17 protein-coding genes are annotated in these 18,249 nt (G+C 59.2%); 15 read left to right on the top strand and 2 right to left on the bottom strand.

Annotation, left to right across the window (positions count from 1 at the left end; all coding sequences use genetic code 11):
• Positions 1 to 37 precede the first annotated feature (37 nt).
• Positions 38 to 991 carry a hydroxymethylbilane synthase gene (gene hemC / locus ACIROW_RS06395; RefSeq protein ID WP_402273171.1) on the bottom strand — a complete coding sequence of 318 codons (954 nt, stop codon included), beginning with the start codon at positions 989 to 991 and terminating at the stop codon, positions 38 to 40.
• 164 nt (positions 992 to 1,155) lie between these two features.
• On the opposite strand from hemC, the gene ppc reads away from it, so the two are divergent.
• The 4 genes from ppc to ACIROW_RS06415 all read left to right on the top strand — a co-directional run bounded on the left by ppc (position 1,156) and on the right by ACIROW_RS06415 (position 6,738).
• Complete coding sequence (gene ppc / locus ACIROW_RS06400) at positions 1,156 to 4,080, top strand: phosphoenolpyruvate carboxylase (protein ID WP_402273173.1); 2,925 nt, start codon at positions 1,156 to 1,158, stop codon at positions 4,078 to 4,080.
• 140 nt (positions 4,081 to 4,220) lie between these two features.
• Positions 4,221 to 5,153: a DMT family transporter gene (locus ACIROW_RS06405; RefSeq protein ID WP_402273175.1), complete on the top strand. Its 933-nt coding sequence runs from the start codon at positions 4,221 to 4,223 to the stop codon at positions 5,151 to 5,153.
• 48 nt (positions 5,154 to 5,201) lie between these two features.
• The gene (locus ACIROW_RS06410) at positions 5,202 to 6,125 is read left to right on the top strand and encodes a dienelactone hydrolase family protein (RefSeq protein WP_402273177.1); all 924 of its coding nucleotides are present in this window, start codon (positions 5,202 to 5,204) and stop codon (positions 6,123 to 6,125) included.
• A 142-nt stretch (positions 6,126 to 6,267) separates the two neighbouring features.
• The gene (locus ACIROW_RS06415) at positions 6,268 to 6,738 is read left to right on the top strand and encodes a GNAT family N-acetyltransferase (RefSeq protein ID WP_402273179.1); all 471 of its coding nucleotides are present in this window, start codon (positions 6,268 to 6,270) and stop codon (positions 6,736 to 6,738) included.
• Between the two features lie 101 nt (positions 6,739 to 6,839).
• Here ACIROW_RS06415 and ACIROW_RS06420 read toward each other — a convergent pair whose 3' ends face one another.
• Positions 6,840 to 7,667, bottom strand: coding sequence for an HDOD domain-containing protein (locus ACIROW_RS06420; protein WP_402273181.1), 828 nt, complete (start codon positions 7,665 to 7,667; stop codon positions 6,840 to 6,842).
• A 237-nt stretch (positions 7,668 to 7,904) separates the two neighbouring features.
• On the opposite strand from ACIROW_RS06420, the gene argH reads away from it, so the two are divergent.
• From argH to ACIROW_RS06475, 11 genes are all read left to right on the top strand, one after another.
• Entirely contained in the window at positions 7,905 to 9,296 is a 1,392-nt protein-coding gene (gene argH, locus ACIROW_RS06425; protein ID WP_402273183.1) for an argininosuccinate lyase, read from the top strand.
• 382 nt (positions 9,297 to 9,678) lie between these two features.
• Complete coding sequence (locus ACIROW_RS06430) at positions 9,679 to 10,845, top strand: ABC transporter substrate-binding protein (protein ID WP_402273185.1); 1,167 nt, start codon at positions 9,679 to 9,681, stop codon at positions 10,843 to 10,845.
• 238 nt (positions 10,846 to 11,083) lie between these two features.
• Positions 11,084 to 11,965 (top strand): branched-chain amino acid ABC transporter permease, encoded by an 882-nt coding sequence (locus ACIROW_RS06435; RefSeq protein ID WP_116433576.1) that lies wholly within the window; start codon positions 11,084 to 11,086, stop codon positions 11,963 to 11,965.
• 4 nt (positions 11,966 to 11,969) lie between these two features.
• On the top strand, positions 11,970 to 12,860 hold the full coding sequence (locus ACIROW_RS06440) for a branched-chain amino acid ABC transporter permease (protein ID WP_402273188.1): 891 nt from the start codon (positions 11,970 to 11,972) through the stop codon (positions 12,858 to 12,860).
• On the top strand, positions 12,860 to 13,621 hold the full coding sequence (locus tag ACIROW_RS06445) for an ABC transporter ATP-binding protein (protein WP_402273191.1): 762 nt from the start codon (positions 12,860 to 12,862) through the stop codon (positions 13,619 to 13,621). The genes ACIROW_RS06440 and ACIROW_RS06445 overlap by 1 nt, the downstream gene beginning before the upstream one ends.
• The gene (locus tag ACIROW_RS06450) at positions 13,618 to 14,352 is read left to right on the top strand and encodes an ABC transporter ATP-binding protein (RefSeq protein WP_402273193.1); all 735 of its coding nucleotides are present in this window, start codon (positions 13,618 to 13,620) and stop codon (positions 14,350 to 14,352) included. The genes ACIROW_RS06445 and ACIROW_RS06450 overlap by 4 nt, the downstream gene beginning before the upstream one ends.
• Before the next feature lie 130 nt (positions 14,353 to 14,482).
• Positions 14,483 to 15,979: a cryptochrome/photolyase family protein gene (locus ACIROW_RS06455; RefSeq protein WP_402273195.1), complete on the top strand. Its 1,497-nt coding sequence runs from the start codon at positions 14,483 to 14,485 to the stop codon at positions 15,977 to 15,979.
• Positions 15,980 to 16,342: 363 nt separating this feature from the next.
• Positions 16,343 to 16,774 (top strand): PAAR domain-containing protein, encoded by a 432-nt coding sequence (locus tag ACIROW_RS06460; RefSeq protein WP_402273197.1) that lies wholly within the window; start codon positions 16,343 to 16,345, stop codon positions 16,772 to 16,774.
• Positions 16,771 to 17,364, top strand: a complete 594-nt coding sequence (locus ACIROW_RS06465; RefSeq protein WP_402273199.1) for a PAAR domain-containing protein — start codon at positions 16,771 to 16,773, stop codon at positions 17,362 to 17,364. The genes ACIROW_RS06460 and ACIROW_RS06465 overlap by 4 nt, the downstream gene beginning before the upstream one ends.
• Positions 17,303 to 17,932 carry a hypothetical protein gene (locus tag ACIROW_RS06470; RefSeq protein WP_402273201.1) on the top strand — a complete coding sequence of 210 codons (630 nt, stop codon included), beginning with the start codon at positions 17,303 to 17,305 and terminating at the stop codon, positions 17,930 to 17,932. Before ACIROW_RS06465 ends, ACIROW_RS06470 begins: the two co-directional genes overlap by 62 nt.
• A 3-nt stretch (positions 17,933 to 17,935) precedes the next feature.
• The gene (locus ACIROW_RS06475; protein WP_402273203.1) at positions 17,936 to 18,229 is read left to right on the top strand and encodes a hypothetical protein; all 294 of its coding nucleotides are present in this window, start codon (positions 17,936 to 17,938) and stop codon (positions 18,227 to 18,229) included.
• Positions 18,230 to 18,249 lie beyond the last annotated feature (20 nt).

An 18,249-nucleotide genomic window follows, 5' to 3' on the forward strand; every position in this document is an offset into this window, starting at 1 on the left:
AACGAGGGATGAATGGACGGGCAAATTCGGCGCTGAATCATTCCGCTGCATCGGCCTCGGCCTTGCATGCCGCCAGGATCGCTTCGGCGCCCTGCACCTGCAGCAAGTCGGCAACCTGTCTGCCGAGCGCGGCCGGCGCATCAGCCGGACCTTCGGCTTCGGCGGCCGCGACCTGCTTGCCGTCCGGTGTCGCCACCAGAGCGCGCATGCGCATGCGATCGCCGTCTATCGTGGCGAAAGCCGCCAGCGGAATCTGGCAGCTGCCGCCGAAGGTGCGCGACAGCGTACGCTCGGCCGTCACTGCACGATCGGTAGCGAGATGGTTGATTGGCGCCAGCACGCGTTGCAAATCGGTGCGGTCGGCCAGGATCTCAATCGCCATCGCGCCCTGCCCGGGCGCCGGCAGGCTTTGTTCCGGCGCGATGGCGGAGCGGATGCGCGACTCCAGACCAAGGCGTTTCAGGCCGGCCACGGCAAGAATGATGGCGGCATAGTCGCCACGATCCAGTTTGCCCAGGCGCGTATCGAGATTGCCGCGCAGGGGCTTGATGACCAGATGCGGATAGCGCGCGGCGATCAGCGCCTGGCGGCGCAGGCTGCTGGTGCCGACCACGGCGCCGTGCGGCAAGTCGTCCAGTCCGGCATAGTCATTGGAGACGAATGCATCGCGCGGATCTTCGCGTTCCAGAATGGCGCCCAGCACAAAACCTTCCGGCAACTCCATCGGCACGTCCTTGAGCGAATGCACCGCAAAATCGGCGCGTCCCTCGGCCATGGCGACTTCCAGTTCCTTCACGAACAGTCCCTTGCCGCCGACCTTGGACAGGGTGCGATCGAGGATCTGGTCGCCGCGCGTGGTCATTCCGAGAATAGTTATGCTGCACTGCGGATATAATGCAGCCAACCGGTCGCGCACGTGTTCGGCTTGCCACATGGCGAGACGGCTTTCACGTGAAGCGATGACCAGACTGGAGGGAGGAAATTCTTTCAAGACGGTTCTTCCGGTAGTCGCCGAGTCATCTGTGAAGATGCCCGGCGCATAAAAATATAAAAAAAGTGAGGCAATCAAGTGAGCAGATTCTAGCACGCAGCATCACTGACAGTTCGACCAGCACGCCCGACTTTCTCCTCTGAAAACCGTAGCAATTGTTGATCATGGCAACTAAACCAAAAACCCAAACCCCTGCTCGTTCTGCCCCTGTCCGTTCCGATAAACCTGCTGAAAAGCCTGCCGAAAAACGCGCTGGCAAAACCGCTACCGACAAAGACGCTCCGCTGAAAGAAGACATCCGTCTGCTCGGTCGTCTGCTGGGCGAGGTGCTGCGCCACCAGGAAGGCGACGCCGTCTTCGAAGTGGTCGAGACCATACGCCAGACCGCCGTGCGCTTCCGCCGCGAATCCGACGCCAAGGCCGGCGCCGAACTCGACAAGCTGCTCAAGAAGCTGACGCGCGACCAGACTAATTCGGTGGTGCGCGCGTTCTCTTACTTCTCGCACCTGGCCAACATCGCTGAAGACCAGCACCACAACCGCCGCCGCCGCGCCCACTTGCTGGCCGGCTCGGCGCCGCAACCGAGCAGCGTGGCCTATGCGCTGTCGCGTCTGGACAATGCCGGCGTGTCGGGCAACACCGTGCGCAATTTCCTCTCCGAATCGCTGATCTCGCCGGTGCTGACCGCCCACCCGACTGAAGTGCAGCGCAAGAGCATCCTCGACGCCGAGCGCGAAATCGCCCGCCTGCTGGCGCTGCGCGACCAGCCGCTGACGCCCAAGGAATTGCGCGACAACACCGAACTGCTGCGTGCGCGCATCGCCACGCTGTGGCAGACCCGCATGCTGCGCTATACCAAGCTGACAGTCGCCGACGAAATCGAAAATGCGCTGTCCTATTACCGCATCACCTTCCTGCGTGAACTGCCGGCGCTGTACGACGACATCGAAGAAGAAATCAACGCGCAGTTTCCGTCGCGCTTACGTGCCAAAACCAGTGCCCGCACCACGCCGGCGGAACTGCCGCCCTTCGTGCAGATGGGCAGCTGGATCGGCGGCGACCGCGACGGCAATCCCAACGTCAACGCCGGCACCATGCAGCGCGCGCTGCAACGCCAGTCGAGCACGATCTTCGACTTCTACCTCGACGAAGTCCACGCGCTCGGCGCCGAACTGTCGATCTCGACCTTGATGGTCGACGCCAGCGCCGCACTGCTGGCGTTGGCCGACGCTTCGCCGGACAACTCAAATCATCGCGCCGACGAGCCTTACCGCCGCGCACTGATCGGCGTGTACGCGCGCCTGGCGGCAACCGCCCGTCATCTCGGCGTGGTCAACATCCTGCGCCAGGAAGTCGGCGCCGCCGCGCATTACGCCGGACCGGAAGAATGCATCGCCGAACTGCAGGTGCTGGTCGACTCGCTCAATGCCAACCACGGCAGCGCGCTGGTCAAGCCGCGCCTGGCGGTGCTGAAGCGTTCGATTGAAATCTTCGGCTTCCATCTCGCCACACTGGACATGCGCCAAAGCTCCGACGTGCACGAGCGCGTACTGGGCGAACTGTTCGCCAGCGCGCAAGTAGAGCCTTCGTATGCCGGCCTCTCCGAAGAAAAGAAAATCGCCCTGCTGCTGGCCGAACTGGCCAAGCCGCGCCTGCTGTATTCGCCCTACCTGACGTATTCGGACGAAACCAATTCCGAGCTGACCATCCTGCGCACGGCCCGTGAAATCCGCCAGCGCTACGGCGCGCGCGCGATCCGCAACTACATCATCTCGCACACCGAAACTGCGTCCGATTTGCTGGAAGTCCTGTTGCTGCAAAAGGAAACCGGCCTTCTGCACGCCGACGCCAAGGATCCGTCGAAGCTGTCCGAACTTGAGCTGATGGTGATCCCGCTGTTCGAGACCATTCCCGACCTGCGCTGTGCTGCCGACATCATGGAGCAATGGCTGTCATTCCCATTGGTGGCGCCGCTGATCGCCAAGCAAGGCAAGCTGCAGGAAGTGATGCTGGGCTACTCCGACTCCAACAAGGACGGCGGTTTCCTGACCTCAAACTGGGAACTGTACAAGTCGGAAAACCGCCTGGTGGAATTGTTCAACCGCGCCGGCGTCAAGCTGCGCCTGTTCCACGGCCGCGGCGGCACTGTCGGTCGCGGCGGCGGACCGAGCTACCAGGCCATCCTGGCGCAACCGCCGGGCACGGTCAACGGCCAGATCCGCCTGACCGAGCAAGGTGAAATCATCGCCTCCAAGTTCTCCAATCCGGAGATCGGCCGCCGTAACCTCGAACTGCTGGTCGCGGCGACGCTGGAAGCCAGCCTGATGCCGGAAACCACCGACGCCAAGGAAACCCGCAAGCTGGCCGAGTTCGAACGCGTCATGGGCGACCTGTCCGATCGCGCCTACCAGGCCTATCGCAACCTGGTCTACGAGACCCCGGGCTTCACCGACTACTTCTTCGCCGCCACGCCGATCGCCGAAATCGCCGAACTCAACATCGGTTCGCGTCCGGCTTCACGCAAGTCGACACGCCGCATCGAAGACCTGCGCGCGATTCCATGGGGCTTCTCGTGGGGCCAGTGCCGCCTGCTGTTCCCGGGCTGGTACGGCTTCGGCAGCGCAGTGTCGGAATGGCTGCAGGAAGGCGGCAGCAAGGAGCAATCCAAGCGTCTTGCCACGCTGCGCGCGATGTACAAGGAGTGGCCGTTCTTCGCCGCGCTGCTGTCGAACATGGACATGGTGCTGTCCAAGACCGACCTCGCCGTGGCGTCGCGCTACGCCGGACTGGTCGCCGACCGCAAGCTGCGCAACGCGATCTTCGGCCGCATCGTGGGCGAGCATGAGCGCACCAGCCAACTGCTCGGCTCGATCACCGGCAACAAGGACCGCCTGGCCGGCAATCCTTTGCTGGCGCGTTCGATCAAGAACCGCTTCGCCTATCTCGATCCGCTGAATCACTTGCAGGTCGAGCTCATCAAGCGCCATCGCTCCACGGCAGCGTCGGGCAAGAAGGTCGAGGAACGCGTACAGCGCGGCATCCACCTGACCATCAACGGCATCGCCGCCGGCCTGCGCAATACGGGCTGATGTCCCGCCTCGCTCCCTGACGCCGCATCCGGCTTCAGGGAGCGATTTGTCCCTCAGGAAAATCACGATAGCAAGTTTCGGAGTGCGGCGGCATCATTCGTTGGACAAGATGAGCGCCCCTCATTGTTGCCGGAAGTGTCATGAAACCAGTCGATCTGCTCCGCCTGCTAGCGCTGTCCGCCATCTGGGGCGCCAGCTTCCTGTTCATGCGCATCGCCGTGCCGGAAATGGGTGCGCTCAATACCGCATTCTTCCGGGTGCTGTTCGGCGCGGCCGGTTTGCTGCTGTTGCTGGCGGTCTTGCGCGTAAAATGGCGTTTTGAGGGCAAGCTACGCGCCACGATGTTGCTGGGCGCCATCAATTCAGGCTTGCCGTTCGTGCTGTTCAGCTTCGCCGCCACAGTATTGCCGGCCGGGTACTCCGCCATCCTCAACGGGACTGCTCCCTTGATGGGCGTGGTCATCGGGGCGTTATTTTTTGGCGATAAGCTGACGTCGCGAAAAGTGGGCGGCGTCATCCTCGGCCTGGCCGGCGTTGCAGTCCTGACAAGGACCGGGCCGGTAGAGTTCGACACGGCGACCGTTTTAGGTGCGCTGGCCTGCCTGCTGGCGACCAGTTGCTATGGTTTGGCAAGTTTCCTGACCAAGCGCTGGATCAGTGATCGCGGCGGTCTGGACAGCAAGCTGGTGGCATGCGGCAGCCAGTTGGGCGCCGTCGCGCTGCTGTTGCCGTTCTTTGCCGTCATGGCAGCCATGGAGGACGGCCCCGCCGCCCCGCTGCATGCCGGTATTGGTACGTGGATTGCTTTATTGGCTTTGGGTTTTGTGTGTTCGGCGCTGGCTTACATTTTATTTTTCCGATTAATTGCCGATATAGGTCCTGTTAAGTCGTTAACCGTTACCTTCCTGATTCCGTTGTTCGGCGTCTTGTGGGGGTGGCTGTTCTTGCAGGAACAATTATCGTGGGCGTATGCCGCCGGCGGCGCACTGATCGGAATGGCGCTGCTGCTGGTGTTGATGCCCGCGCGCGCTGGCTCAAAACAAAAGATTGACGGCAAAACCTCGGCAAGCTGACCTCATGCAGGCCGGCGCCGGGGTTGCCAATACAACAAGGGGAAGTTCATGGGTACCTGGGGTAAAACCATCGCGTCGCTCTGCCTCGCAGGGCTGTGCGGACACGTTGCCGCCGCCGCGCCGAAAGAGACCGTCAAGTCATTGCCGCCGTTGCGCACCGAACGCGTCGCGCTGACCAGCGTCGACACGCCGGGCGGCAAGGCGACCGCCTTGTTCGGCTTTTGGTTCAAAGGCAAAAGCAAATCCGACAAGCGGCCGACCATCATCGCCCTGCACGGTTGCGGCGGCCTCTACAGCAGCGTCAACAAGGAAAAAATCGAATTCACGCCGCGCCACATCGCCATGGCGCGCGCGCTGACCGATGCCGGCTACAACGTGCTGTTCCCCGACAGCTTCACGCCGCGCGGCCGCCGCTCGATCTGCCAGGAAAGCCTGCAGCAGCGCGAAGCCAGCAGCGCCAACCGCCGCCTCGATGTGCAAGTCGCCTTGCGCTGGCTGGCCACGCAGGACGACGTCGACTATTCCCGTATCGGCATGGTCGGCTGGTCGCACGGCGCCACCACCATTCTGTCGGCGCTGAACCTGGCGCAGACCGACGTCGCCGTACGCAAGGTGCAGCCCAAAGCAGCGGTGGCGTTCTATCCGACCTGCACGGCCTTTTCCAGGAACCGCACGCCTTACAAGCCGGCTGCCCCGATGCTGATCCTGATGGGTGAAAACGACGACTGGACGCCGCCGGAAGCCTGCGAATCGCTCGAAAAGAAAATGCAGGACAGCGACACGCCGATCACGCTGCGCCTCTATCCCGACACCTATCATGACTTCGACGCGCCGGGCATGCCGATACATGTGCGCATGGACATTCCGGGCGTAGGCAAGCCCGGCGTAGGCGTCACCAGCGGCGGCAACGCCGATGCGCGCACCGAGGCCTATCGCGAGATGCTGAAATTCCTGAAAGAAAAGCTGGACTGACGACGGCAGGCTGATCATGAAGCGGACGAGGCGCTGGCCCGTCCGCTTTTTTATTGGGCGCGTCCGAAGTGCATCCCGGCAGGGAACTTCGCCGCTGCGGTGCTGTTAAACAAGCAACAAGCATCGCTGACAAGGAAAACACATGCTGAAAATGACGCCCATGAGCACCGCCGACTTCGAACGCTTCCGCGCAAGCTCGGCCGCCGATTATGTGGAGCAGTGCCGCCTGACCGGCCTGCCCTCCCTGGCCGCCAGCCAGGCCGGGACGCTCGCCGGCCTCGACGCGCTGCTGCCGCAGGGTCCGGCGACGCCGGGGCATTACCTGATGCTGTTGCAGGAGCAGGAACACGGCGCCACCGTGGGAATGATGTGGTTCGGCGAGGTCAGCAACGACGATGCCACGTCGGCCTTTCTGTACGATCTCTGGATAGCGCCGGCCTGGCGACGACGCGGTTTTGCGGCGGCGGCGCTGGCGCTGCTGGCGGAAGAAGCGCGGCTGCGCGGTCTCGACAGCCTGAACCTGAACGTATTCGCCCACAACACCGCGGCGCAGGCGCTCTACCGCAAGGCGGGGTTCGTCGCCAGTGAAATCACGATGGTCAGGGAATTGTAGGACCGGCGCTACACAAATTGCCGGATTGCAGGACCACGCACAAAAAATTACGGCCGACAATGTCGGCCGTAATTCCTTGAACTCATTTCGTCAGGAAATTTTCAGGAAATCAGTTCTTCCATCCCTGCACCCAACTCGGCCAGCGGCGGCAGATCGTCGAGCAGCACGCCCGGCTTCACGCCCAGCTTGGCGGCAACGTCGTCCGGGAAGGTCGATTCCATTTCCTCACGGGAATAGCCATTCTCTTCCGCACGCGCACGCCAGGCGGCGATATGGATCACGGCGGCGATTTTATTGAACGGCTCGGCTTCCAGCGGGCTCGGGAACGCAGCAATGGCTTCCGAGAACTCCTCCGGGAAGCGCCAGCGCTTGGCCAGCTCCGCACCGACGTCGGAGAAGTCATAGCCGAACGACGTATGCTCGACGTCCAGGCGGCGCGCGTCGATCGTGCTGGCGATCTTGTCGATCTGACGGGTCTGTTCAGGCATGGCCGCATGCATGACGAGCTGGCCGATGGCGTGCATCAGGCCGACGGTAAACGCCAGGTCGGAATTGAGGCCCTGCTTCTTCGCCAGCCATTTGGCGACGATCGCGGTATGCAAACTGTAGCGCCAGAACAACTTGAGGTCCACGCCGGACATGGACTTGAAGCTGCCGGTGAGGCCGGTGCTGACCACCAGTGTGCGCACGGTCATGAAGCCCAGCATCAGCACGGCGTCGTCGACGGTGCCGATGCTGCGCGAGACGTGGTAGTAGGACGAATTCGCCAGGCGCAGCAGCTTGGCGCTCAAGACCTGGTCGGCGCTCAGCTTCTTGGCGATGTCCTCAATCGAGACATTGTCGTTATTGAAGCTCTCGATGACTTCCTGCACTACTTTGGGAATGCTGGGCAATGCGGCTTGCTGCTGAAACAGTGCTTCAAAATTCATGAGACCTCTCCCCGGACGAGTCCAAATACAGCAAATTCGAATAGTTTGGATTTACAAAACAGCCTTTTGAGTATCTTAAAGATTTGCCAAGAGTGCAATGGTTTTTGTGCCATGAATCGTCGCAATCGGCATCCATACCACGCAGAAAATTCCCTATTGACTCCGCCTGCAAACAGGTGCGGCGTGGCTCAAATGTCATCGACTTGCTATAATCGCGCATTCTCTGGGATCCCCACTATGACTGCACAATTATCGAAAAAAGGCGAAGCCTGGTCGGCTCGCTTTTCCGAACCCGTTTCCGATCTGGTGAAACGTTACACCGCTTCTGTCTTTTTCGACAATCGCCTGGCGCAATTCGACATCCAGGGCTCGCTTGCCCACGCTGAAATGCTGGCGCACCAGCAGATTATCAGCGCGCAAGACTACGCCGACATCCAGCGCGGCATGGCGCAGATCAAGGGTGAAATCGACGGCGGCCAGTTCGAATGGCTGCTCGACCTCGAAGACGTCCACCTGAATATCGAAAAGCGCCTGACCGAGCTGGTCGGCGACGCCGGCAAGCGCCTGCATACCGGCCGCTCGCGCAACGACCAGGTCGCCACCGACATCCGTCTGTACATGCGCGCCGCCATCGACGACATCAGCGGCCTGCTGCGCGACCTGCGCTCGGCCCTGGTGGATCTGGCCGAACAGCATGCCGACACCATCCTGCCGGGCTTCACCCACATGCAAGTGGCGCAACCGATCACCTTCGGCCACCACGTGCTGGCTTACGTTGAAATGTTCGGCCGCGACGCCGAGCGCATGGCTGATGCCCGCAAGCGCGTCAACCGCCTGCCGCTGGGCGCCGCTGCGCTGGCCGGCACCACTTTCCCGATCGACCGCCTGCGCGTAGCCAAGACGCTGGGCTTCGACGATGTCTGCCGCAACTCGCTGGACGCCGTTTCCGACCGCGACTTCGCGATTGAATTCTGTGCCGCCGCTGCGCTGGTCATGACCCACATCTCGCGCATGTCGGAAGAACTGGTGATCTGGATGAGCCCGCGCGTCGGCTTCATCGACATCGCCGACCGCTTCTGCACCGGTTCGTCGATCATGCCGCAAAAGAAAAATCCCGATGTGCCTGAACTGGCGCGCGGCAAGACCGGTCGCGTCAACGGCCACCTGATCGCGCTGCTGACCCTGATGAAAGGCCAGCCGCTGGCCTACAACAAGGACAACCAGGAAGACAAGGAGCCCCTGTTCGATACCGTCGACACGCTGACCGACACGCTGCGCATTTTCGCCGACATGGCGAGCGGCATCACCGTCAAGCCTGACGCCATGCGCGCCGCTGCCTTGCAGGGTTACGCCACCGCCACCGACCTGGCCGACTATCTGGTCAAGAAGGGCCTGCCGTTCCGCGACGCCCACGAAGCCGTCGCTCACGCGGTGCGTACCTGCGTCGACCGCAACTGCGATCTGTCGGACCTGACGCTGGACGAGTTGCGCGTGTATTCGCCATTGATCGACAACGACATCTTCGGCGTTCTGACGCTCGAAGGCTCGGTGGCCGCACGCGACCACATCGGCGGCACGGCGCCTAACCAGGTGCGCCTGGCGATTGCAGAATTGCGCAAGTCGCTGTAACGAATAAAGAAATACCAGCGGCATCCGAACCGCCAACGCGACCCGGATCCCGTTGTACTGAGTCTGTACCAAAAGTAGCAGTGCGAGGTAATCAGCAGGACCGGCCCGTCTCCGGACAGGCCAGCATCACATCTGTCATCAGCAGCACCTCCGCTTCGGCGGAGCCAACAGACGGTTGCGCGACAACTTACCAGGTTGCAGTGCAGCAGTGTGTTTAAACCGGTTTACGGTATTCTTGACCGGTTGTATCCCAAAGGCTGCACGACGGCCTAAAGAGGATGGAGCAAAATAGGGAGTCCCACCAAAGATTCCTGCGTCGGTTACCCCCGGCTAATATTTCGCGTCATCCTCTATAAGAATATCTAACTAAGGAGAGAACTCGATGCGATTCAACATGCTTAAAACTGCTTTAAAGACCTTGCCTGCGCTGATGATCGGCGTGACCATGGCAAATGCCGCGCTGGCCGCCGACGTCAAGCTCGGCCTCGCCGCTGCGCTGACCGGCCCTGCCGCCAAATACGGCGTCGCCATCAAGAACGGCTTCACGCTGGCCGCTGACGAAGTCAACGCCAAGGGCGGTGTCAACGGCAATAAACTGGTTCTGATTGCAGAAGACGAACAAGGCAAGAAAGAAGAAGCCATCAACGTCTTCAAGAAACTGATTTTCCAGGACAAGGTCCTGATGGTCTTCGGCCCGACCCTGTCCAACTCGGCATTCGCTGCTGACCCGATCGCCAACGCCGCCAAGGTCGTCGCTTTCGGCACCAGCAATACCGCCGACGGCATCACTGCCATGGGCCCGTTCACCTTCCGCAACTCCGTCATGGAAGCCGACGTGCTGCCAGTGACAGTCAAGGCTGCCGTCAAGCATTTCGGCATCAAGAAGGTCGCCGTGATCTACGGTAACGACGATGCGTTCACCAAATCCGGTTACGACGTCTTCAAGGCCACGCTGGAACAGCAAAAGATCCCGGTCACCACGACTGAAGCGTATGCCAAGGGCGACGTCGACTTCAAGGCGCAACTGACCAAGATCAAGGCCGGCAATCCCGACGCCATCGTCTGCTCCTGCCTGGCTGAAGAAGCTGCCAACATCATTCTGCAAACCCGCACCCTGGGCATGAAGCAGCCGTTCATCGGCGGCAACGGCCTGAACTCGCCGAAGCTGTTTGAAATCGCCAAGGACGCCGGCGACAACACGCTGATGGGCAGCCCATGGTCGTCGGAAAACCTGACCCCGGCCAACAAGGCGTTCATCGCCGCGTACAAGGCCAAGTTCGGTTCCGATCCTGACCAGTTCTCCGCACAAGCCTACGACGCGCTGTATGTTGTGGTCGAAGCGCTCAAGAACGTCAAGCTGTCGGGCGCCCTGGACAAGGACCGCGACGCTCTGCGTGTTGCCCTGCCCGCCGTCAAGATCGACGGCGCGACCGGCAAGTTCGCCTTCCGCGCTGCGCCTGCCGTCGCCGGCAAGCAAGTCGGTTTCGATGCTCAGCAAGAAGCCGTCGTCAGCATCGCCAAGGGCGGCAAGTTCACACTGCTGAAGTAATCTTCGGTCGAACTGCGACGCGCACAAAGACTCCGGTATTTTTTACCGGAGTCTTTTTGTTACATCGCTTGCCCTGCTTCACAAGCTTCACCAAGCTTCACCAATCGCGAAAAAGAACAGGCTAGCCAAAAGCCGCTTTTCTGATGTAACGAGGGATACATCGCCAGCCTGCCAGTTTGCCCGGATGTGCAACTGACGGATGAGACAGGCGTACCTCATCAATCTATTCGCAGGCTCTATGTTAGAACAACAACTTATCAACGCCCTTTCACTGGGCAGCGTCTACGCGCTCTTTGCGCTGGGCTTCACGCTGGTGTTCGGCGTGCTCGGCGTCATCAATCTGTCGCATGGCGCGATCTTCATGTTGGGCAGCTATGCCGCCCTGCTGCTGGTCGAAAAAATGGCGCTGCCGCTGTGGCTGGCCATGCTCGCTGCGATGGTCGCCACCGGACTGATCGGCCTGATCGTCGACATCCTGGTGCTCAAGCCGCTGCGCAAGCGCAATGCTCCCCACCTGATTCCCATGATCGCCACCATCGGTGTGGCGATCATGCTGACCAATCTCGCGCAAGGCCTGTTCGGCGCCGAGAACAAGCGCTTCCCGATCGGCACCATTCCGGAAGACAGCGTCACCATCGGCAACCTGCACGTCACCGCCGTGCAGGTCGGCATCGTCGTCATCGCCTTCGTGCTGATGATCGTGCTGCTGGCCGTGATGCGCCGCACGCAACTGGGCCGCGCACTGCGCGCCATTGCCGAGTCGCCGAAAGCGGCTTACCTGCTGGGCATCAACGTCGAAGGCCTGTTCTACCTGACCTCGTTCGCAGCGGCAGCCCTCGGCGGCGCAGCAGGCGTGCTGGTCGGCCTGTCGTTCAACGCCATCTCGCCGTTCATGGGTCAGCCGATGCTGCACAAGGGCATCGCCGTCATCATCCTGGGCGGCATGGGCGACATTCGCGGCGCCATGATCGGCGGCCTGTTCCTCGGCTTTGCCGAGGTGCTCACGGTGGCATACATCTCGAGCGACTTCCGCGATGCGGTGGCGTTCGGTCTGCTGTTTTTGATTTTGTTGGTCAAGCCTTCAGGCATGTTCGGCAAAGTGCTGGAAAGAAAGGCTTAATCCCATGACTATGATGGAATGGTGGGATGGATTCTGGGCGACGTACAACACCGTCATCTTCAGCGTCGGCGTCAACGCCATGCTGGCCCTGTCAATCTACGTCACGCTGTCGTGCGGCCTGCTGTCGCTGGCCAACGCAGCGTTCATGGGGATCGGCGCTTACGTCGCGTCCCTGATTACCATGCAGGCGGGTCTGCCCTTCCCGGTCGCGCTTGCGGCCGGCGGCATCCTGCCGGCGCTGGTGGCGCTGGTGATCGGTATTCCGACGCTGCGCCTGTCCGGCGTCTACCTCGCGATGGCCACCCTGGGCTTCGGCGAAGTGGTGCGCGTGGTGGTGCTGAACATGGAAATCACCGGCGGCCCGATGGGCCTGAACGGCGTTCCGCCGGTCACCGAGTGGTGGCACATCGTGCTGCTGCTGGGCATTACCGTGTACTTCCTCGCCCGCGTACGCCGCTCCAAGATCGGTCGTGCGTTTGAAGCGATCAAGGAAGACGAAGTCGCCGCCCGTCTGATGGGCGTCAACGTGGCCGGCTACAAGCTGCTGGCCTTCGTCATCGGCGCAGCGATTGCCGGTGTTGCCGGCGCGCTCAATGCGCACTACACCTTCACGATCGGCCCCAACAACTACGGTTTCGAGAACGCCGTGGATATCCTGACCATGGCCGTGTTCGGCGGCACCAGCAACCTGATCGGCCCGATGATCGGCTCGACCATTCTCTCGCTGCTGCCGGAAGTGCTACGCCATTTCAAGGACTTCCGCCTGGCCGCCAACGGCCTGATCCTGATCCTGGTCGTGCTGTATCTGCCGAAGGGCATCTGGGATCCGCGTCGCATTCGCGCGTTCATGCAACGCCGTAACAGCAACAACTCTGCAAGCAAGAAGGTGAACTGATGCTTTTACAATTCAACCAGATCAGTAAAAACTTCGGCGGTTTGCAGGTCCTGCAAGGCGTCCAGTTCCACGTGCCCGAAGGCGGCATTTTCGGTCTGATCGGCCCCAACGGCGCCGGCAAGACCACCGTATTCAACCTGATCACCGGCCTGCTGCGCGCCTCTTCCGGCAACATTGTGTTCAACGGCCAGGACATCGGCAACGTCGCTCCGCACAAGATCACCGAACGCGGCATCGCGCGCACCTTCCAGAACATTCGCGTGTTCAAGGAAATGACGCTGCTTGAGAACGTCGTAGTCGGCATGCATGACCACCTCGACTACGGTTTCGGCGGCCTGCTGCTGAACCTCGGTTCGTTCCGCAAGATCGAGAAGGAAGCCCGCGAACGCGCGCTCGAGCTGCTGTCCTGGGTACGCCTGGATCACAAGGCCGAGATGCTGGCCGACAGCCTCTCCTACGGCGAACAGCGCAAGCTGGAATTCGCCCGCGCGCTGGCGACCAAGCCCAAGCTGCTGCTGCTGGACGAACCGGTGGCCGGCATGAACCCGGCCGAAAAGACCGAGCTCATGGCTGAAATCATCAACATCAAGCAACGCGGTTTCTCGATCTTCATGATCGAGCACGACATGCGTTTCGTGATGGGCCTGTGCGACCGCGTCGCCGTGCTCAACTTCGGCAAGATCATCGCCGAAGGCACACCGGATGAGATCAAGAACAATCAGGAAGTGATCGAGGCCTACCTCGGCAAGGAAGAAGAATGAGCCAGACCCAGACTGCCCCCAACGTTATTCTGCAAGTCCAGGACCTGGCGGTTTCCTACGGCCACATCGAAGCCGTCAAAGGCATCAGCCTGACCCTGAACGAAGGCGAGATCACCGCGCTGGTCGGCGCCAACGGCGCCGGCAAGAGCACCTCCCTGCTGGCCATCTCCGGCCTCGTCAAGGCAACGCGCGGCAAGGTGATTTTCAACGATGAAGACATCACGCAACAATCGCCCCACCGCATCGTCGGCAGCGGCGTGGTGCAAGTCGCTGAAGGCCGCGCCACCCTGACCACCCTGACCATCGAAGAAAACCTCTCGCTGGGCGCCTACACGCGCAAGGACAAGGCTGCGGTGGCCGGCGACCTGGAGTGGGTCTATTCGCTGTTCCCGGTCCTGAAGCAACGCGCCAAGGGCCTGGCCGGCAACCTCTCCGGCGGCGAACAGCAGATGCTCGCCATCGGTCGTGCGTTGATGGCCAAACCGAAGGTCTTGTTGCTCGACGAACCGTCGATGGGTCTTGCTCCGCTGATCATCCAGGAAATCTTCCGCATCGTGAAAGAGATCAACAAGACCGGCATGACGGTCCTGCTGGTCGAACAGAACGTGCGCCAGGCGCTGCGCATCGCGCAACGCGGCTACGTGCTCGAAACCGGCAAGATCGTGCTGGAAGACACCGGCGCCAACCTGCTGCACAACCCGAAAGTGGTCGAAGCCTATCTGGGCGGCTGATCGCTTCGCGTTTGTCCTCCTCAAGAACAGCGGCCTGACGGTCGCTGTTTTTGTTTGTGCCGGCAGGATGCTTTACCATCGTGCGTTATTGCCTCCATTCATTGCCTTCACAAATCAACTTAGTCCCTCCATGCCGACTTTCGACTCTTCCCTCGTCTGGTTCCGCCGCGACCTGCGCATCAGCGATCACGCAGCGCTGTACTACGCGCTCAAGCAAAGCAAGCAAGTACATTGCGTGTTTGTCTACGACCGCGACATCCTCGACGCGCTGCTGGCCGACGGCCTGCAAGTCGATCGCCGCATCGATTTCATCATGGCGTCCATCGCCGAACTGGACGCGGCCTTAAGCGCAGCCGGCGGCGCACTGATCGTACGCCACGCCTCGGCGCAGCAGGACATCCCGACGCTGGCGGCGGAGCTCGGCGTCGACGCCGTCTTCACCAACGACGATTACGAACCGCAGGCGATCAAGCGCGATGCCGCCGTCAGGAAGCAGCTCGAGAAAGACGGCCGCCAGTTACTGAGCTACAAGGACCAGGTCATCTTTGAAAAAGACGAAGTGCTGTCGCTGGCCGGTCGCCCCTTCTCGGTCTTCACGCCCTACAAAAATGCATGGATGAACAAGCTGTCCGGCCCCGGCGGCGACTTCTATCTCAAGCCTTACCCGGTAGACGCCTACTTCGCGCAACTGGCGCCGCCGTCGAAGACGCATCACAAGGCCCTGCCGACGCTGGAGCAACTCGGCTTTGCCCCCAGCAACCTGAAGGACTTGCGCATCCCGACCGGCATGTCCGGGGCGGAGCAATTGCTGGAAGACTTCCTGCCGCGCCTGGGCAAGTATGGCGACACGCGCGACTTCCCTGCCGTCAAGGGACCTTCCTACCTGTCGGTGCATCTGCGCTTCGGCACCATCTCGATCCGCACGCTGGCGCGTGCCGCCGTCGACGCCATGCGCATCGGCGAGGGTCGTCGCGGTGCGCCGGTGTGGCTGTCGGAACTGGTTTGGCGCGACTTTTACTTCATGATCCTGTTCCATCATCCGCGCGTGACGGAGCGCTCCTTCAAGGCTGACTATGACGCGATCCAGTGGGAAGGCGGCAAGCATGCGCGCGACATGTTTGCAAAGTGGTGCGAGGGCCGCACCGGCTATCCGCTGGTCGACGCCGCCATGCTGCAGCTGAACCAGACCGGCTACATGCACAATCGCCTGCGCATGGTGACGGCGAGTTTCCTGACCAAGGACCTGGGGATCGACTGGCGCTGGGGCGAGAAGTATTTCGCCGATCTGCTCAATGATTTCGATCTGTCGGCCAACAATGGAGGGTGGCAGTGGGCTTCGTCTTCGGGCTGTGATGCGCAACCTTATTTCCGTATTTTCAATCCGATAACGCAGTCGGAGAAGTTTGATGCTGAGGGCAAGTTCATCCGGCGCTATTTGCCGCAGCTGGCCGGTTTACCGGACAAGCATATTCATGCGCCGTGGCTGTGTCCGGCGGATTTGTTGAAGTCTGCGGGGGTGACGTTGGGGAAGGATTTTCCTGAGCCCATGGTGGATCACGCTGAGGCGAGGAAGAGGACGTTATTGCGGTATGCGGTGGTGAAGAAGGATTTGGGGGAAGAGGACTGATTTTTTTCTCGTGTTTTGCTCCAACTTCGTTTTCATCCGTAATTAATTCGGTTATTTCTTTGATAAACCCTTTGCCGGGGTTGCCTCGCTTGGTTGTGCGATGAAAGAAAAATCGAAACAGCAACCGGTACGGCCATCTGTCGAAACAACCACAAAGAAAAGAGCAGTCGAAGCTGCAATGCCGATCAGTTGAGCTCAATCACCTTCGATTTTTGAAGCGAAAAGAGTCGTAAAAATAAGGGGCGCCGCCGCGAATAACTTCGCAGCGGCGCTTTTTTGTTTTAAGCGATCGGCATTAGGGTTTGCCGGGAATTTTTATGTGATTAACATATCAATTCGACAACTGGAAGCTGAGGGGCGCGCATGCTGCACGACGGAATCGAAGTAACTGATCTGAACGCGATTTGGTGGATTGAAGAAAATCAGCGAATAAAAGCGTTACCCATCATTCGTAAGCATGATTTCATCACTTTAGGTTCAAAAACCAAGAATGGCGGCGTAGTTCATACAGCTACCTCAGGCCGAACCATTAATGGCATTTCGGTGGCATTGGTTGGCGATGAAGTGCGCTATCCGAATGGGGAAATTGCCACCATCACCTCAGGTGCGGGCGCTGCATCGATATATGACGGAAAGTGCCTTGCCGTTGAGGGTAGCCATGTCAGCAATGGCGACGTAATCGAAACCAGTGACCAGAAAGGTTACGGCATCGTTATTCGCGCAGGCATGCCACCCATCCCTGGTTTCCTCGAAGAGGGATACGTACCGCCTCCCTTGAAAGCCTCCCTGACATGAAGCGCTTCTACATTTTCGAAGGTGACAAGACCTCATCCGGTGGGACGCCGATAGCGTCGCAAGACCACTCTACCTGGCATGGTCGCAAGTACATCATGCTTAACGATAAGGTCTACTGCCCAGCGTGCAAGAAGATCGGCACGGTCGTTGGACAAGGCGCGCGTCTGAATGACAACTGGATGGGAAAACGTCCAGCCCTCAATGACGATATATGTGTCTGTGGTTGTAGGCCAGCGCCAAAACTGATTGCCTATCAGGACAATGATTGGCAGATGATGACGGCAGAAGAAATGGCTGTCCAAGGCTTCGGCACAATTCAAAACGCTGCAACGCCAGCAAATATTGGAGAGAGATTTGACCTACATTTCCAGATTCGCGGGGATAAGACGGATAAACCGATTGCGAATATTCCCTACAAAATCAGCCTGGAAGACGGTCAAGAAATCGTCGGCACGACCGATGCCAGCGGCTTTACCCAGCTGGTCAGCAATGATGTTGAACTTATCGCAAAAATAGAGGCTCCTTATTATGGCAACAGCAGCACAACACAGATTGACCCCTGTCTCGGACACGACGCCTGTCATTGTTAGAATTCCTGAAAGGGAATTGAGCGGTGCGCAGTGGGTGAGTCGTTTTCCTGGAAGCCGTAGTACAAACGATCTAGTAGATTCGTTTAAAAATAATGTGATTGCCTTCAAGTCAGCAATTGAAGCTGCTGGCGGACTTGTAAGTATCAATGCGACTTTTCGGCCAAAAGAGCGCGCATATCTAATGCACTGGTGTTGGTTGATTGCCAATAAAAAACATGCTCCTCAAAGAATCCCTGAAATGGCCGGAGTTTCTATTGAATGGGATCATGGCGATGATGAGGCGTCAATTGCTGCGGCAGAGCAAATGATGGGTGCTTATGGAATAAAAACGTTAAGAATCGCGCCAGCATTAGAGGGAATGCATACTAGGAAAGAGGCCATTGACATGAACATCTCATGGAACAAGGATTTAGAGATAAAGAAAGAAGATGGCACTACAAAAAAAATTACAACTCTACCTAGGGATGGAATGAACGCAGATTTGCATGAAATTGGGAAAGAGTATGGTGTAATAAAATTTTACATGGGGGCTGTTGACAAGCCACATTGGTCTACGAATGGACAATGAAAAATGAAAAGTATTGCTGCGTTTTTTATTTTAATTCAGATTTTGTCCAATGCTTTCGCTGTCGATATATTTTCTTCAGACATTAGAAAATTTATAGACAATGCTGAAGCATGTATGCATTTTTCTGGTGAAGATGGATATAACAAAGAGAGGCAGGAAGAAATAGATCGAGCAGTTGAAAAATATTGTTCATTGGCTAAAAAGGAGAGAATTTTTTTGAAAAAAAAATATAAAGACCAAGAGGAAATTCAAAAAAAGCTGGATGAATATCAAGATGTTGATGATTTCATTTTTTGACGATGATTACCATTAAGATT

The sequence above is a fragment of the Herbaspirillum sp. NPDC101397 genome (genome assembly GCF_044767325.1).
Classification (GTDB): Bacteria; Pseudomonadota; Gammaproteobacteria; order Burkholderiales; family Burkholderiaceae_D; genus Herbaspirillum.

Excerpts from the sequence above, each read along its gene's own strand:
- ACIROW_RS06475 (WP_402273203.1), top strand. The coding sequence starts at position 17,936 with ATGAAAAGTATTGCTGCGTTTTTTATTTTAATTCAGATTTTGTCCAAT.
- ACIROW_RS06420 (WP_402273181.1), bottom strand. The coding sequence starts at position 7,667 with ATGAATTTTGAAGCACTGTTTCAGCAGCAAGCCGCATTGCCCAGCATT.
- ACIROW_RS06450 (WP_402273193.1), top strand. The coding sequence starts at position 13,618 with ATGAGCCAGACCCAGACTGCCCCCAACGTTATTCTGCAAGTCCAGGAC.
- ACIROW_RS06435 (WP_116433576.1), top strand. The coding sequence starts at position 11,084 with ATGTTAGAACAACAACTTATCAACGCCCTTTCACTGGGCAGCGTCTAC.
- ACIROW_RS06440 (WP_402273188.1), top strand. The coding sequence starts at position 11,970 with ATGACTATGATGGAATGGTGGGATGGATTCTGGGCGACGTACAACACC.
- ACIROW_RS06430 (WP_402273185.1), top strand. The coding sequence starts at position 9,679 with ATGCGATTCAACATGCTTAAAACTGCTTTAAAGACCTTGCCTGCGCTG.
- ACIROW_RS06415 (WP_402273179.1), top strand. The coding sequence starts at position 6,268 with ATGCTGAAAATGACGCCCATGAGCACCGCCGACTTCGAACGCTTCCGC.
- ppc (WP_402273173.1), top strand. The coding sequence starts at position 1,156 with ATGGCAACTAAACCAAAAACCCAAACCCCTGCTCGTTCTGCCCCTGTC.
- ACIROW_RS06470 (WP_402273201.1), top strand. The coding sequence starts at position 17,303 with ATGGCAACAGCAGCACAACACAGATTGACCCCTGTCTCGGACACGACG.
- ACIROW_RS06455 (WP_402273195.1), top strand. The coding sequence starts at position 14,483 with ATGCCGACTTTCGACTCTTCCCTCGTCTGGTTCCGCCGCGACCTGCGC.
- argH (WP_402273183.1), top strand. The coding sequence starts at position 7,905 with ATGACTGCACAATTATCGAAAAAAGGCGAAGCCTGGTCGGCTCGCTTT.
- ACIROW_RS06460 (WP_402273197.1), top strand. The coding sequence starts at position 16,343 with ATGCTGCACGACGGAATCGAAGTAACTGATCTGAACGCGATTTGGTGG.
- ACIROW_RS06465 (WP_402273199.1), top strand. The coding sequence starts at position 16,771 with ATGAAGCGCTTCTACATTTTCGAAGGTGACAAGACCTCATCCGGTGGG.
- ACIROW_RS06410 (WP_402273177.1), top strand. The coding sequence starts at position 5,202 with ATGGGTACCTGGGGTAAAACCATCGCGTCGCTCTGCCTCGCAGGGCTG.
- ACIROW_RS06445 (WP_402273191.1), top strand. The coding sequence starts at position 12,860 with ATGCTTTTACAATTCAACCAGATCAGTAAAAACTTCGGCGGTTTGCAG.
- ACIROW_RS06405 (WP_402273175.1), top strand. The coding sequence starts at position 4,221 with ATGAAACCAGTCGATCTGCTCCGCCTGCTAGCGCTGTCCGCCATCTGG.